Below are 14487 nucleotides of genomic sequence, written 5' to 3'. Positions count from 1 at the left end.
TCCTTGTTCGTGGTCGCGGAATGTGTCTCTACGAGCGTGCCACGGCAGGATCTTCGCTGCGGGTCGTCGGTGCTGAGCGGGTACGCAGATGTACAAGCCTTGCGGCCCACGCAGCGAGCCGGGCGCATCGTCGATCAACACGCGCGTCACGTCCGCATGGCAGGTTATCCCCGTACGACGGGCACGTTTCGCCCGGGGCCCGGTCCGCCTTGGTGAGAACCGTCACAACGAACCAGTAACGGCGTGCCGCAGAGCCGCCCGAGCCCCCGGGCGCACTCCGCGGGGCGCACCACGGATTCACCCGGAAGGGTGGGTGGTGGGGTCGGCTCAGCGCGGGTCGGGGACGGGCAACGGGCGCTTCTCGATCGCCGCCGCCATGATCTCCGGGAACGCGTCCGGAGTGCAGGCGAACGCCGGGGCGTCCAGTGCGGCCAGCGCCTGCGCGTGCGCGTGGTCGTAGGAGGGCGCGCCCTCGTCGGAGAGCGCCAGCAGCGCGATGAACTGCACCCCCGCGGCCTTCATCGCCGCGACCCGCTTCAGCATCTCGTCCCGGATGCCGCCCTCGTACAGGTCGCTGATCAGCACCACGATCGTCTCGGACGGCCGGCTGATCTTCGACTGGCAGTACGCCAGGGCCCGGTTGATGTCGGTGCCGCCGCCGAGCTGGGTGGCGAACAGCACGTCCACCGGGTCGGTCAGCTGCTCCGTCAGGTCGACCACCGAGGTGTCGAACACCACCAGCCGGGTGTCCAGGCTCGGCATCGAGGCCAGCACCGCGCCGAACACCGCCGAGTGCACCACCGACGCCGCCATCGACCCGGACTGGTCGATGCAGAGGATCACGTCCTTCTTCACCGCCCGCTGCGCCCGGGCGTAGCCGACCAGCCGCTCCGGCACGACGGTCCGGTACTCCGGCAGGTACCTCGACAGGTTGGCCCGGATGGTGCGGTCCCAGTCGATGTCCCGGTGCCGGGGCCGGTTCACCCGCGCGCTGCGGTCCAGCGCCCCGCCGACCGTCGACCTGGTCCTGTCCGCGAGCCGGCGCTCCAGCTCCGCCACCACCTTGCCGACCACCGCGCGGGCGCTCTCCCGGGTGGTCTCCGGCAGCGCGTGCTTCAACGACAGCAGCGTCCCCACCAGGTGCACGTCCGGCTCGACCGCCTCCAGCATCTCCGGCTCCAGCAGCAGCCGGTCCAGGCCCAGCCGGGAGATCGCGTCCTGCTGCATCAGCTGCACCACGCTGGTCGGGAAGTACTCCCGGATGTCCCCCAGCCAGCGCGCCACCTTCGGCGCCGACCCCCCGAGCCCCGCCGACCGCTTCCCGTCCTCCCGGTACAGCGCCCCCAGTGCCCCGTCCATCGCCGCGTCCCGCCCCGAGAGCCGCACCCCCGTCCCGTCCCCGTCCGCGCCGAGCACCAGCCGCCAGCGCCGCATCCGCTCATCGTCCTGACGGACAGTCATCTTGGTCTCCTCACCCCCGTGCCCCGTCAGGGGCGCGGGGAACTGCGCGAAGCGGAAGGGGTGGAAGGGAAAGATCGGGGCAGCGCCGCAGGCGAATCCTGCGGGCCGGTCAGGTCGCCGGGGCGAGGCCGAGCAGGAGGGCCAGCACCGAGGTGGTCGCGTCGGCGCGGGCCTCGTCCAACGGGGTGTCGGGGGCCACCGGCACGGGAGTGCCGAGGGTGCCGGCGGCGACCCGGGAGCCGATGGTGTGGCGGACGCCCGTCTCCAGGGAGGAGAAGGTGCGGCGCAGGACCGGCAGCAGGTCGGTGAAGACGTCTGCGGGGACGCCCGTCAGCCAGGAGTCGAGCAGGGCCAGCAGGGCCGGGTCGTGCAGCAGGAGCGCCCCGCCGCCGGAGAGGAAGCCCTCGACCCAGCCGCCCGCGTCGGCGGGTTCGGAGGCGGTGGAGAGCACCAGCCCGAGCCGCCGCCCGGCCTCCGCCGCGTCGAGCCGCCCGTCGTCGAGCAGCAGGCGCACCGCCCGGCCCCGGAGCAGCCCGGGGACGCCCGTCGCGGGGCCGCCGTGCGGTTCGCGCGCGGCGAGCGCGCCGAGCGTGCCGGCCCAGCGTTCGGTGATGCCGGGGTCGGTGAGCAGGGCCACCGCCTGGTGGACGGCGTCGAGCTGGTCGCGGCGGGCGCTCGCGCCCTCCGCGTCCAGGCCGGTGCTGGCGGCGGGCAGCGCGACGCAGAGGCGTTCGGCGAGGCCGTGCGCGACGGCGGTGAGCGCGCCGGTGTCGGTGGCCCGGACGTCGCCGTAGCGCAGCGTGCGGACCAGCGCGGGCAGCGCGGTGGCGAGGTGCCCGGCGTCGGTGTCGAGCGCGGCGCGGTCGGCGAGCCGCCGCATCACCTCGGGCAGCGCGTCGGGCAGCCCGGCGAGCAGGCAGTGTTCGGCGAGCTCGGTGAGTGCGGTGAGCTCGGCCCGCTCGGCGTCGCCGACGGCCTTGCCGGTGGCGGCGCCGAGCACGGTGGTGCCCCACTGCCCGGCCTCGACCAGCCGGACGGCGAACTCGGGCTCCCAGACCAGCTGCCAGGTCTCCCGGAAGGTGCCGGTGGAGTTCACGCCGTCCCGGGCGGGGCGGCCCCAGTGCAGGCCGAGCAGGCGGAGCCGGTGCAGCAGCCGGGAGCGTTCGGCGTCGAGGTCCTTGCGCAGGTCGAGGACGAGGTCGCGGGGCTCGGCCTCCGGCTTGAGCCGCAGGGTGCGCTGGAGGCGCGTCAGGTCGCGCCGCAGCGGCACCGCGGGCGCGCCGTCGGGGACTTCGCCGAGCGCGTCGCCGACCACCAGGCGCTCGCGGACCAGGGCGAGCGCGACCTCGGAGCCGTCGCACATCACGGCCCGGACCGCGTCCAGCGTCTCGGTGAGGCCGGGCAGCGGGCGGCCGCGCACCGCGGCGAGGCTCTCGGCGAGCCGGACCGCCTCGATGACGTGCGCGGAGGAGACCGGGTGGTCCTCGGCGCGGAGCAGTTCGGCGACCCTGGTCATCCAGCGGACCACGGGCTGCCCGTCGGCGGTGAACAGGTGGTGGTACCAGCCGGGCGAGTCGATGCCCGCGCCGTAGCCGGTGTGCTGGGAGAGCCGGCGGTGCGTCCAGGGCACCCAGGTCAGTTCGGTCCGGAGCTTCCTGGGCAGGTCGGCGAGCAGCGCCCGGTCGTGCGCGACGGTGGGCATCGCGGCCAGCGCGGGGACGTGCCAGGCACCGCAGACCACGGCGATCCGCCGGTGCCCGGCCCGCCGGGCGGCCCGGATCTGCTGGCGCATCGCGGCCTCCCGGACCTCGTCGCGCCGCTCGGCCGGGTGGTGCTCGCGCAGTGCCGCCATCGCCTCGGCGAGGGCCGCGAACGGGGCGAGCGGGTCGGTGTCGGGGCCGCGGTGCTCGACCACGTCCTCCCACCAGGCCTCCGGGTCGGCGTGCCCCGCGGCGGTGGCGAGTTCGGCGATCGGGTCGACGGAAACGCCCCCCGGCGCTCCCGGCTCCGCCGCGTCCTCCCCCTCCCCCGCGTCCTCGTCCACCGCGCCGTCGGGCAGTTCGCCGCGCGGCCCGAGCGCGAGGCTCTGCCCGGCCGGCAGGTCGATGAACCGGACCGGCACGCCGGCGTCCAGCGCGTACCGCAGCGCGACCCACTCGGGGGAGAACTCGGCGAGCGGCCAGAACGCGGCCCGGGCCGGGTCGTCCACCACGTGCGCCAGCAGCGCGACCGGCGGGACCATGTCCTTCTCGGCGGCCAGTGCCGCCAACTCGTCGGCCTCGGGCGGGCCTTCGATCAGCACCGCGTCCGGCCGGAGCGCGGCCAGCGCGGCCCCCACCGAGCGGGCCGAGCCGGGGCCGTGGTGGCGGACCCCGAGCAGCGTCAGCTGGTCCGTCACGCCGAGACCTCCCGGGCGGCCCGGTAGAAGTCCTTCCAGCCGTCGCGGTCCCGGACCACGCCCTCCACGTACTCGCGCCACACCTGGCGGTCGGCGACCGGGTCGCGGACCACGGCGCCGACGATGCCGTCCGCGACGTCGCCCGCGCGCAGCACGCCGTCGCCGAAGTGGGCGGCCAGCGCGAGGCCGTTGGTGACCACCGAGATCGCCTCGGCGGTGGAGAGCGTGCCGCTGGGGGTCTTCACCTTCGTCCGGCCGTCGGCCGTCAGGCCGGCCCGCAGCTCGCGGAAGACGGTGACCACCCGGCGGATCTCCTCGGCGCCGCCCGGGAGTTCCGGCAGGTCGAGGGAGCGGCCGAGCTGGCCGACCCGGCGGGTGACGATCTCGACCTCCTCCTCCAGGGTGGCGGGCAGCGGCAGCACCACGGTGTTGAAGCGGCGGCGCAGCGCGGAGGACAGCTCGTTGACGCCGCGGTCGCGGTCGTTGGCGGTGGCGATCATGTTGAAGCCGCGCACCGCCTGCACCTCGGAGCCCAACTCCGGTACGGGGAGCGTCTTCTCGGACAGGATGGTGATCAGGCTGTCCTGCACGTCGGCCGGGATGCGGGTCAGCTCCTCGACCCGGGCGATCCGCCCGTCCCGCATGGCGCGCATCAGCGGGGAGGGCACCAGCGCGTCCTCGCTCGGCCCGTGGGCGAGGAGTTGGGCGTAGTTCCAGCCGTAGCGGACGGCCTCCTCGGGGGTGCCGGCGGTGCCCTGGACGAGCAGGGTGGAGTCGCCGGAGATCGCCGCCGCGAGGTGTTCGGAGACCCAGGTCTTGGCGGTGCCGGGCACGCCGAGCAGCAGCAGCGCCCGGTCGGTGGCGAGCGTGGTGACGGCGACCTCGATCACCCGGCGCGGGCCGATGTACTTCGGCGTGATCACCGTGCCGTCGGGGAGTTCGCCGCCGAGCAGGTAGGTGGCGACGGCCCACGGCGAGAGCCGCCACCGCTCCGGCCGGGTGCGGTCGTCGTGCGCGGCGAGGGCGGCCAGCTCCTCGGCGAAGGCGTCCTCGGCGTGCTGCCGCAGGACCTCGCTGGGCGTCTCGGTGGTCATCGGCTGCTCCGTTCGTGACGGGTCGTCAAAGCACTGCGCGGAAAGCGCGCACAAGCGGGAACGGCACGGCCTCGACCTGCGGGAACCCGCTCCCGTCCGGGCCGTGCGGGTTCCACTCTGCACCCCGCCACCGACAGTCCGGGGCCATTGCCTTGTCCCGGGAGAACAGCGGCCATATCGTCAGCTGATCTGACGTGTGCTCGGGGGTGCGTGACATGGGAGTCGTTCTGCCGGACGAGGTCGCCTGGGTCCTCGATCTCATCGGCGTCAACTGGCCGAACGTGGACGAGGACGAGTTCCGCGAGATCGCCGACAGCATGCGCGCGTTCGCCGAGGAGGTGGACAACGGGCGGACCGACACCATCGCCGCCGTCCAGCGCATGATCTCGGAGAACGTCGGCCCGGCCACCGACGCCTTCAACAAGCACTGGAGCTCCGTCGCCGGCCGGCACCTGCACGGCCTCGGCGAGGCCGGCCGGCTGCTCGCCACCGCGCTGGACGGCGCCGCCCTGGTGATCGAGGGCGCCAAGATCGCCGCGGTCGCCCAACTCGTCGCCCTGGCGGTCGAGGTGATCGCGGCCCAGGCCGCCGCACCGTTCACCTTCGGCCTCTCGGAGGCCGGGGCCCTGGGCGCGACCCAGGCGACCCGGATGATCGTCCGGCGGCTGTTGAAGGAGGCCGAGCAGCAGATCGTCCAGCAGCTGCTCTCGATCGCCGAGGAGCCGGTCGTCAACGCACTGTCCAACATGGCCGGCGACCTGGTGCTCCAACTCGGCGAGAACGCCCTCGGCATGAAGCAGGGCGTCGACTGGGGCGAGGTGGGCCGCTCCGGCGCGGACGGCGCGGAGCAGTCGCAGATCGGATCCGCGCTGACCGGTGGGGGGACCTCGAAGTGACCGACATCCGCCACGACTTCGCCGAGACCGACCGGATGGCCAAGCGCCTGATGGAGCACGCCGAGCACCTGCACGGCGCGGCTGGCCCGCACAGCGGGCAGGCCCACAAGCGGCTGCTCCAGCACCACGGGAAGGACCCGCTCGCCTCGGCGGTCGCCAACGGCTCGACCAGGATCCTGGACGTCATCCGCAAGGCGGAGGGCGAGTTGCACGACCACCTGAAGAACATGTCCAAGGGCCTGGAGCAGAACTCCAAGAACCACCAGGAACACGAGAAGAGCTTGGCGGAGGCCCTCAAGAAGATCGTCCAGCTGGATTCGAAGGCCGCCGGCGTCCGCAAGGCCCAGGGGCCGGAGCACCACGGGCCCAACACCGCGCTGAAGCCGCACACCATCACCCTGGAGTGGAAGCACGGCATGCCCCGGCTGGAGTTCCTGCAGAAGGCGATGGCCCTGCGGCGGCTCGGCAAGCAGGGCAAGCTCTTCAACGCGCCGAAGGTGAACCGCGAGGGCGAGCTGACCAGGCAGTACAAGAGCGCCCTGATCAAGATCCTGCACGAGCAGCACAAGGACTCGCCGGACTACGACCGGATCATGCAGCGGGTCCAGGGCATGGAGGCGGACCACCTCCACGAGCTCCAACTCGGCGGAGAGGACTCGTGGAAGAATCTGCGGATGCTGCACAAGTGGACCAACTGGGACATCGGCTCGCAGCAGATCAACCACGACCTGGCGACGCACAAGGTCCCGGTCGGAACCCCGATCAAGATCAAGATGAAATGGAAATGGTGGTAACCGTGCCGAGCGGGGAGACCATGGAACAGCTCGTCCCGACCCTGGTCCGGGTCCGGCGGGAGAACGCCGACCTCGCCGCGGTCATGCTCCGCCCGGGCGTCCCGGCCGAGCAGCTCCCGGACGACCTGCCCGCGGACCTGCGCCGGCTGCTGGCGCTGACGGACGGGCCCTGCTTCGGCGTGCGGGCCTCCCTCCACCCCGCCGACGAGATCGGGTACTTCCAGGACCTCGACGCGCTGGCCGACGCCGCCGGGATCCCGAACGCCGGGGACTACCTGAACATCGGCTCCGTCAACGAGGCCCCGCTGCTGTACGACCGGAGGGACGGCAGCATCTGGGTGGCCCGCGCCGACTCCGGCCTCTGGTACCAGGGGTGCACCCTGGAGCGGACCGCCGACTCCCTCGACGGGTTCGTCTCCGAGTGGGTGGCGGGACCGCGCTTCCCGGAGCTGGTCCGGCTCCCGGCCGGGGACGGGGACGAGGACGTCCTCGCGTGGGACGACTGGTGGCGCCTGCTGCAGGCCGCCGGCCGGGTCCCGGCCTGAGGACGACCGGCCATCCACATCGTGACGACACTGGAGACCTGACGTGGCCACTTACGCCGAACTCGCCGAACTGTTCAGCCCCGCCGGCATCGTGCGGATGCCGAAGGAGACGGCCCTCGCCAGCGGCATCCCCGAGCAGGAGGCGCGGCTGCTCACGGAGGTCGGCGTCCCGGTCTTCGTCGACGTGCTGTTCACCGTCGAGGTGAAGGGCGACCCGCTCGCGTACACCCTGGTGCCGATCGCGGCCGAGGACGACGGCGTCACCGTGCTCGCCCTGGGCGGCCCCACCGACGCCGAGCAGCTGCGCTACTGCCTGGACCTCGACAACGGGTACGTCATCCTGCTCGGCCTGGGCGAGGAACCCACCGCCGAGATCGTGAACCGGGACCTGGAGGCCTTCGTCGAGTTCCTCTACCGGTACGCGCTCCGGCTCAAGCACGTCGCCAACGCCACCGAGCAGCAGGCCGCCGAGTACACCGCGAAGCTGCGCGAGTACCTCGCCGCCCGCGACCCGTACGCCTTCGCGGCCCCGGACAGCTGGTGGACCATGGTGTTCGACGCACTGGCCGAGTAGGGCCCGGGCCCACCGGCCCTCCGTGCCCGGGGCGGAGCGCCGACCGGTCCCCGGCTGTCAGTGGGCCCTCCTAACTTCGTGGGCATGGAGGAACGCTGGAGCACCGAACACGTCCTTTCGCTGGCGCCCGACCCGGCCTCGCTGAAGGCCGCGGGCAAGCTCTCGGGGCCCGGCCCGTGGTCGTCGACCGGCACCGGGCAGGGGGCGCTGTGGGGGCTCTGCAAGGGCAGCGGCAGCACCCCGTACCGGACGGCCGTGGAGCTCGGCACCCCGGCGTACAAGTGCAGTTGCCCGAGCCGGAAGTTCCCGTGCAAGCACGCGCTGGGGCTGCTCCTGCTGTGGGCCGCGGGCCCGGCCGCGGTGCCGGACGGCGCCGCGCGGCCGGACTGGGTCGCGGAGTGGGTGGACGGCCGCGGCGAGGCGGCGGCCGAGCGGGCCGCCAAGCAGCGTGCCAAGGCCGCCGACGCGGACCCGGAGGCGGCCCGGAAGCGGGCCGAGAAGCGCGCCGCCCGGGTCGCGGCCGGCGCGCTGGACCTGCGGCTGCGGCTCGCCGACGGGGTCCGCCGCGGCCTCGCGGACCCGCTGCCGGCCGGCGCCTGGGAGGAGGTCGCGGCCCGGATGGTGGATGCCCAGGCCCCGGGCCTGGCGGCGAAGGTCCGGACGCTGGCCCTGGCCCCGCAGGACGAACTGCTGGAGGAGTACGCGATGCTGCACCTGCTGGCCGGTGCCTACGGTCGGGTGGCGGAGCTGCCGGAGGCGCTCGCGGCGACGGTCCGGGCCCGGGTCGGGTTCACCACCGACACCGCGGAGCTGCTGGCCGGGCCGACCGTCCGGGACCGCTGGCAGGTGCTCGGCAGCCGGGACACCGCCGACGACCGGCTGACCACCCGCCGGGTCTGGCTGCGCGGCGCGAAGACCGGCCGGACGGCGCTGCTGCTCGCCTTCGGGCGGCCCGGCCAGGCGCCGGACCTGGCACTGCCGACCGGCCGGGTGCTGGAGGCCGAACTCGCCTTCCACCCGGGCGCGCACCCGCTGCGGGCCGTCCTCGGGGCCCGGCACGGCGACCCGGAGCCGGGCCCGGCGGGGCCGCCGGCGGGGGTGTCCCCGGCCGAGGCGCTGGCCGAGTACGGGGCCGCGCTGGCCGCGGACCCGTGGCTGGAGGGCCGGCCGGTGGTGCTGTCCGAGGTGGTGCCGGTCCGCACGCCGGACGGCTGGCGGCTCACCGACGGCCGCGGCACCCTCGCGGTGCGCCGGGGCGCGCTGCCCGACCAGGCGCTGTGGCGGCTGGCCGCGGTCTCCGCCGGGCACCCGGTGACGCTGTTCGGCGAGTGCGGCCACACCGGTTTCACGCCCGTCACCGCCTGGGACGCCGAGCACCGCCCGGTCACCCTCGGCTGACCCCTTGCCCGGTGACGTACCGTCACCAATACTGTCCGTGTCCGGCTGTGACGATCCGTCATCAGCCTTGCCGTCCCCTGCCCGCACGGCCCTCGCCCTTCGACCGCCCGCGCCCTCTCGTGACGTTCCGTCACCAGTGCTCGGGCGCACAGCCCGCACAGCCCGACCGGGCCCCGGCGCTCCCCGGCGTCCGTGCCGACCCGTCCCACGGAGGTAGCCATGATCCTCGCCCGCACCCGGCACCGCGCCGCCGTCCGGCGCATCGCCCTGCACCACGCCGCCCGCCGCGCCGCGACCGCGAGCGGCTGGGGCCGCCGCCACCGGAGCGCCGCCCCCCGTCCGAACGGAGACCGGGCATGACCGCGCCCGCCGACCACTGGGCCGACCTGCAGGGCGCGGCCCTGCTCGGCACCGACCGCCGCCCGCTCCCGGAGCCGGACGGCCCGCTGTCGGGGGCGGTGGACCGCACCGACCCGGCGGCCGCGCTGCTCGACCTGGCGGCGGTCGCGGCGGTCCGCCGTCGGGCGGGCGCGCTGCCCGAGCCGCCCGTGCAGCCGCCGGAGCCCGCCGGGGACGACCCGCGGCCCGCCCTGCCCGAACCGGCCACCCGCCGGTTGGCGGTGCTGCTCGGCACCCGCGGCGGGGCCGGCAGCACCGCCAACCTGGCCGAGCTGCTGCCGCAGTGGCTGGCCGCGGCCCGCGCGCACGGCTACCGGCTGCCGCCCGCGCTGGTCCCGGCGCTGCTGGACACCGCCCGGGCCCGGTCCGAACTGCGGGCCGACGCGGTGGCGCTGGCCGGCCCGCTGGGGCGCTGGCTGGCCCCGCACAACCCGGACTGGAAGTTCCTGACCCGGACCGCCGCCGATCAGGACACCGCCGGCCAGCCGAGCGAACTCCTGTGGCAGGAAGGGCTGTTCGCGGAACGGGTGACGCACCTGACCAGGCTCCGGCGGACCGATCCGGCGGCCGCGCTGGCGCTGCTCGCCTCGACCTGGACGACCGAGCGGGCCGAGGACCGGGTGCTGTACCTGGACTCGCTCCAGGACGGTCTGTCGGCCGACGACGAGGAGTTCCTGGAGGCCGCGCTCGGCGACCGCTCCAAGAACGTCCGCGCCACCGCCGCCGAACTGCTCTCCACGCTGCCCGGCTCGGCGCTGGCCGGCCGGATGGCGGAGCGGGCCCGGGCGGCGGTCCGCCCGGAGGGGGATCGGCTGTACGTCGTCCCGCCGACGGCCTGCGACGCCGCCATGCAGCGCGACGGCATCCCGGTGAAGTCCCCGACCGGGCGCGGCGAACGGGCCTGGTGGCTGGGCGAGGTGCTGGCCGCGGCCCCGCTGGCGCTGTGGACGGCCGACACCGGGCTGACGCCGGAGCAGTTGCTCGCGCTGCCCACGGTGGACGGCGCGGACGGCGGCGGCGCCGAGTGGGCCGAGGACCTGCGCGAGGCGTGGGCCCGGGCGGCCGTCCGCCAGCAGGACGCCCGCTGGGCCCGCGCGCTGCTCGGCGCCCCGCCCCGGCCGGGCCGCGACGCCCGCGCCCCGGGCGCCCCGGCGAAGCTGCTGGCCGTCCTGCCGCCGGCCGAACGGGCCGCCTGGACGGCCGCGTTCGTGCAGACCCACGGCCTCGGCGACGCCTTCCAACTGCTCGGCGCCTGCGCGACGCCGTGGACGCCGCCGCTGTCGACGGCGGTGGTCGCGGCCCTGAAGCGGGCCGCGGAGCTGGGCTCCTACCCGTGGAGCCACAGCGGCGTCCTCGGCATGACCGAGCGCGCCCTCGCCCCGGAGACCGCCCCGGCGGTGGAGGCGCTGGTGGCCGACACCTCGCCGGACACCGCCTGGGCCGACACCTTCGCCCGGCTCGCCGGGACGCTGCGGTTCCGGCAGGCGATGCTGGCCGAACTGGCGCCCTGAGGTGCCGGGTTCAGCCGGCCTGGCACGGGTTCAGCTCGCGGGGCGCAGGTTCGCGGTCACCCAGGACACCACGTCCTGGGTGGGGGTGCCGGGGGTGAAGATGTCGGCGACGCCGAGCGCCTTCAGCTCGGTGATGTCGGCCTCCGGGATGATCCCGCCGCAGAACACCTTGATGTCGGCGGCGTCGCGCTCCTTGAGCAGCTCGATCACCTTGGCGCACAGCGTCATGTGCGCGCCGGACAGGATGGACAGGCCGATGCCGTCGGCGTCCTCCTGGATCGCCGTGTCGACGATCTGCTCGGGGGTCTGGTGCAGGCCGGTGTAGATGACCTCCATGCCGGCGTCGCGCAGCGCCCGCGCGATGACCTTCGCCCCCCGGTCGTGCCCGTCCAGCCCGGGCTTGGCGACCACCACTCGGATCGGCCCCGACACCACCATCACTGCCTCCTGGACCACGTCGTCCACCACCCGGCCGACTTGTTCGCACGGGCGAGGTGTTAACCACTTCTAACAGATCTGAGGGGAGGGTAGCGCCAGTCCGCGCCGCCGTCCGTTTCCACCGGCCGGGAGGAGGGGAATATCACAGCTCCCCTCCCCCGTCCGGTGGCGGACTCCTACAGCTTCTCCACCGGCGCGTAGCGCAGCAGCAGCTCCTTGCGGCCCGCCGACCCGAAGTCGACGGTGGCCCGCGCCTTGTCGCCGACGCCCTGGGTGGCGACCACCGTGCCGAGGCCGAAGCTGTCGTGGCTGACCCGGTCGCCGACCGCCAGCGCGACCACCTCCCGGTCCGTCACGGTGCGCGCCGACCGGCCCCAGCCCGCCTTCGGCGAGGCCGCCGCGGCCGCCCCGGAGCCGCGCGACGCGCCCGAGCCCGAGGAGGACCCGTAGCGCGAGGGCGGCACGGCGGCCGCGCCGGTGCGCTTCCAGTCGATCAGCTTCTCCGGGATCTCCTCCAGGAAGCGCGAGGCCGGGTTGTACGAGGGCTGGCCCCAGGCGCTGCGCAGCACCGACCTGGTCAGGTAGAGCCGCTGCCGGGCCCGGGTCAGGCCGACGTAGGCGAGGCGGCGCTCCTCCTCCAGCTCCTTGACCTGGTTGAGGGCCCGCATGTGCGGGAAGATCCCGTCCTCCATGCCGGTCAGGAACACCACCGGGAACTCCAGGCCCTTCGCGGTGTGCAGGGTCATCATCGTGATGACGCCCTGCCCGTCCTCCTCCCCGTCCGGGATCTGATCCGAGTCGGCGACCAGCGCGACCCGCTCCAGGAAGTCGGCGAGCGAGCCGACCGGCGGGCCCTCGTCGCCCTCCGGGCGCTCCCCCGGGTCCTTCTCGTACTCCAGCGCCACCGAGGCCAGCTCCTGGAGGTTCTCCACCCGGGTCTCGTCCTGCGGGTCGGTGGAGGACTGCAGCTCGGCGAGGTATCCGGTCTCCTCCAGCACCGCCTCCAGCACCGCGGCGGGGCCGGCCCCGGACTCGACGACCTGGCGCAGCCCGGCCAGCAGCTCGTTGAACTTCTTCACCGCGTTGGTGGAGCGCGCCGCCATCCCGTACGCCTCGTCGACCCGGCGCAGCGCGGCGGCGAAGGAGATCCGCTCGCGGGCGGCCAGCGCGTCGATCATCGCCTCGGCGCGCTCGCCGATGCCGCGCTTGGGCACGTTGAGGATGCGGCGCAGCGGGACGGTGTCCTCGGGGTTGGAGAGCACCCGCAGGTAGGCCAGGACGTCCTTGACCTCCTTGCGCTCGTAGAAGCGCACGCCGCCGACCACCTTGTACGGCAGGCCGACCCGGATGAACACCTCCTCGAACACCCGGGACTGCGCGTTGGTGCGGTAGAAGATCGCCACGTCGCCGGGGCGGGCGTGGCCGGCGTCGGTGAGCCGGTCGATCTCCTCGGCGACGAACTGCGCCTCGGCGTGCTCGTCGTCAGCGACGTAGCCGACCACCTGCTCGCCCTGGTCGCCGGCCGTCCACAGGTTCTTCTTGCGGCGGTTGGTGTTGCGCTCGATCACCGCGTTGGCGGCCGACAGGATGGTCTGGGTGGAGCGGTAGTTCTGCTCCAGCAGGATCGTGGTCGCGTTCGGGTAGTCCTCCTCGAACTGGAGGATGTTGCGGATCGTGGCACCGCGGAAGGCGTAGATCGACTGGTCGGCGTCGCCGACCACGCACAGCTCGGCGGGCTCGATCCCGGCCAGCCGGGCGTCCGCCGGGTTGACGTAGTCGCCGTCGGCGGTCATCCGCGGCGCGTGCCCGGCCGAGCCGCCGGACAGCTCGCGCACCAGCGTGTACTGGGCGTGGTTGGTGTCCTGGTACTCGTCGACCAGGATGTGCCGGAACCGGCGCCGGTAGTGCTCCGCCACGTCCGGGAAGGCCTGCAGCAGGTGGACGGTGGTCATGATGATGTCGTCGAAGTCGAGGGCGTTGGCCTCGCGCAGCCGCCGCTGGTAGAGGAAGTACGCCTCGGCGAGCTTCTTCTCCATCGGGTTGGCGGCCTGGTCGGCGTAGGTCTCCTCGTCGATCAGCTCGTTCTTGAGGTTGCTGACCTTCGAGGTGAACGACTTCGGCGGGAACTGCTTCGGGTCCAGGTCGAGGTCGCGGCAGACCAGGGCCATCAGGCGCTGCGAGTCCGCCGAGTCGTAGATCGAGAAGCTGGAGCTCATCCCGAGCTGCTTGGCCTCCCGGCGCAGGATGCGCACGCAGGCGCTGTGGAAGGTCGACACCCACATCGCCCGGGCCCGCGGGCCGACCAGCGCCTCGACCCGCTCGCGCATCTCGCCGGCGGCCTTGTTGGTGAAGGTGATCGCCAGGATCTCGCCCGGCTGCACGCCGCGCGCGCCCAGCAGGTACGCGATCCGGTGGGTCAGCACCCGGGTCTTGCCGGAGCCCGCGCCGGCCACCAGCAGCAGCGGCGACCCGGCGTGCAGCACGGCCTCGCGCTGCGGGTCGTTCATGCCCTCCAGCAGCTGCGCCGGGTCGATCGCGGGGCGGGCCGCACCGTTGCGGTACCAGGCGTCGCGCGCGCTCTCGGCAGCGTGGTCGGTGGCGAACAGGCCGTCCGGGATCTCCTCCTCCGCGCCGTACCCGGGGTCGTACCCCGCCGCGTCGTACGGCCCGTCGTCGTAGGGCTCGTCCGCCGGCGGGGCCTCCTCGGACCACTGCGGCGCGGGCAGCGGCTGCGCCGCCTCGGGGCGGCGGCTCGACCCGACGGCAGGACGCTCGAAGCCGGGGAGCGGGAGGTCATCGAAGAGACTAGTCATGGCCCTTCGAGTCTATGGCCCGCCACCGACATCCCCGGCCGCTGTTCCCGGCCGGACCTCGCCCGCGCGGCTAGGGCACGTATTCGGTTGTGATCAATTTGCGGGTTTCACTCTCGTGGTCGCGCCTCGTCCGGTAGATCCTGTTGTGTGACGCGAGTGCAACTGA

Annotated in this window: 12 protein-coding genes; 7 read left to right on the top strand and 5 right to left on the bottom strand. The window is 74.1% G+C overall.

Going from position 1 to position 14487, the window contains the following annotated elements:
- Window positions 1-327 precede the first annotated feature (327 nt).
- From ACIOHG_RS27750 to ACIOHG_RS27740, 3 genes are all read right to left on the bottom strand, one after another.
- Window positions 328-1461, bottom strand: a complete 1134-nt coding sequence (locus ACIOHG_RS27750) for a VWA domain-containing protein (protein WP_400954450.1) — start codon at window positions 1459-1461, stop codon at window positions 328-330.
- 109 nt (window positions 1462-1570) lie between these two features.
- Window positions 1571-3898: a DUF5682 family protein gene (locus ACIOHG_RS27745; protein ID WP_400954583.1), complete on the bottom strand. Its 2328-nt coding sequence runs from the start codon at window positions 3896-3898 to the stop codon at window positions 1571-1573.
- Window positions 3856-4953 (bottom strand): AAA family ATPase, encoded by a 1098-nt coding sequence (locus ACIOHG_RS27740; protein WP_400954449.1) that lies wholly within the window; start codon window positions 4951-4953, stop codon window positions 3856-3858. Before ACIOHG_RS27740 ends, ACIOHG_RS27745 begins: the two co-directional genes overlap by 43 nt.
- Window positions 4954-5168: 215 nt before the next feature.
- On the opposite strand from ACIOHG_RS27740, the gene ACIOHG_RS27735 reads away from it, so the two are divergent.
- The 7 genes from ACIOHG_RS27735 to ACIOHG_RS27705 all read left to right on the top strand — a co-directional run bounded on the left by ACIOHG_RS27735 (window position 5169) and on the right by ACIOHG_RS27705 (window position 11070).
- Window positions 5169-5849, top strand: a complete 681-nt coding sequence (locus ACIOHG_RS27735) for a hypothetical protein (protein ID WP_400954447.1) — start codon at window positions 5169-5171, stop codon at window positions 5847-5849.
- Window positions 5846-6643, top strand: coding sequence for a hypothetical protein (locus ACIOHG_RS27730; RefSeq protein ID WP_400954445.1), 798 nt, complete (start codon window positions 5846-5848; stop codon window positions 6641-6643). Before ACIOHG_RS27735 ends, ACIOHG_RS27730 begins: the two co-directional genes overlap by 4 nt.
- On the top strand, window positions 6634-7188 hold the full coding sequence (locus tag ACIOHG_RS27725; RefSeq protein WP_400954444.1) for a hypothetical protein: 555 nt from the start codon (window positions 6634-6636) through the stop codon (window positions 7186-7188). The genes ACIOHG_RS27730 and ACIOHG_RS27725 overlap by 10 nt, the downstream gene beginning before the upstream one ends.
- A gap of 43 nt (window positions 7189-7231) precedes the next feature.
- Entirely contained in the window at window positions 7232-7762 is a 531-nt protein-coding gene (locus ACIOHG_RS27720) for an SUKH-4 family immunity protein (RefSeq protein WP_400954442.1), read from the top strand.
- 84 nt (window positions 7763-7846) lie between these two features.
- Complete coding sequence (locus ACIOHG_RS27715) at window positions 7847-9160, top strand: SWIM zinc finger family protein (protein ID WP_400954440.1); 1314 nt, start codon at window positions 7847-7849, stop codon at window positions 9158-9160.
- A 219-nt stretch (window positions 9161-9379) separates the two neighbouring features.
- Window positions 9380-9520: a hypothetical protein gene (locus tag ACIOHG_RS27710; protein WP_400954438.1), complete on the top strand. Its 141-nt coding sequence runs from the start codon at window positions 9380-9382 to the stop codon at window positions 9518-9520.
- Window positions 9517-11070 (top strand): DUF5691 domain-containing protein, encoded by a 1554-nt coding sequence (locus tag ACIOHG_RS27705; protein WP_400954436.1) that lies wholly within the window; start codon window positions 9517-9519, stop codon window positions 11068-11070. Before ACIOHG_RS27710 ends, ACIOHG_RS27705 begins: the two co-directional genes overlap by 4 nt.
- Before the next feature lie 30 nt (window positions 11071-11100).
- Here the strand turns inward: ACIOHG_RS27705 and ACIOHG_RS27700 are convergent, their stop codons facing one another.
- Window positions 11101-11508, bottom strand: a complete 408-nt coding sequence (locus ACIOHG_RS27700) for a cobalamin B12-binding domain-containing protein (RefSeq protein WP_400954582.1) — start codon at window positions 11506-11508, stop codon at window positions 11101-11103.
- Between the two features lie 176 nt (window positions 11509-11684).
- Window positions 11685-14321 carry a DNA helicase PcrA gene (gene pcrA / locus ACIOHG_RS27695; protein ID WP_400954435.1) on the bottom strand — a complete coding sequence of 879 codons (2637 nt, stop codon included), beginning with the start codon at window positions 14319-14321 and terminating at the stop codon, window positions 11685-11687.
- Window positions 14322-14487: the final 166 nt, after the last annotated feature.

This window comes from Kitasatospora sp. NPDC088134 (assembly GCF_044741705.1).
Taxonomy (GTDB): Bacteria; Actinomycetota; Actinomycetes; order Streptomycetales; family Streptomycetaceae; genus Kitasatospora.
Note: the sequence above shows the minus strand (reverse complement) of the source record. Positions and strands in the feature narration are given on the sequence as shown.

Coding starts and splice junctions, on each gene's coding strand:
- ACIOHG_RS27750 (WP_400954450.1), bottom strand. CDS start 1,461: ATGACTGTCCGTCAGGACGATGAGCGGATGCGGCGCTGGCGGCTGGTG.
- ACIOHG_RS27735 (WP_400954447.1), top strand. CDS start 5,169: ATGGGAGTCGTTCTGCCGGACGAGGTCGCCTGGGTCCTCGATCTCATC.
- ACIOHG_RS27740 (WP_400954449.1), bottom strand. CDS start 4,953: ATGACCACCGAGACGCCCAGCGAGGTCCTGCGGCAGCACGCCGAGGAC.
- ACIOHG_RS27715 (WP_400954440.1), top strand. CDS start 7,847: ATGGAGGAACGCTGGAGCACCGAACACGTCCTTTCGCTGGCGCCCGAC.
- ACIOHG_RS27725 (WP_400954444.1), top strand. CDS start 6,634: ATGGTGGTAACCGTGCCGAGCGGGGAGACCATGGAACAGCTCGTCCCG.
- ACIOHG_RS27705 (WP_400954436.1), top strand. CDS start 9,517: ATGACCGCGCCCGCCGACCACTGGGCCGACCTGCAGGGCGCGGCCCTG.
- ACIOHG_RS27710 (WP_400954438.1), top strand. CDS start 9,380: ATGATCCTCGCCCGCACCCGGCACCGCGCCGCCGTCCGGCGCATCGCC.
- ACIOHG_RS27700 (WP_400954582.1), bottom strand. CDS start 11,508: ATGGTGGTGTCGGGGCCGATCCGAGTGGTGGTCGCCAAGCCCGGGCTG.
- pcrA (WP_400954435.1), bottom strand. CDS start 14,321: ATGACTAGTCTCTTCGATGACCTCCCGCTCCCCGGCTTCGAGCGTCCT.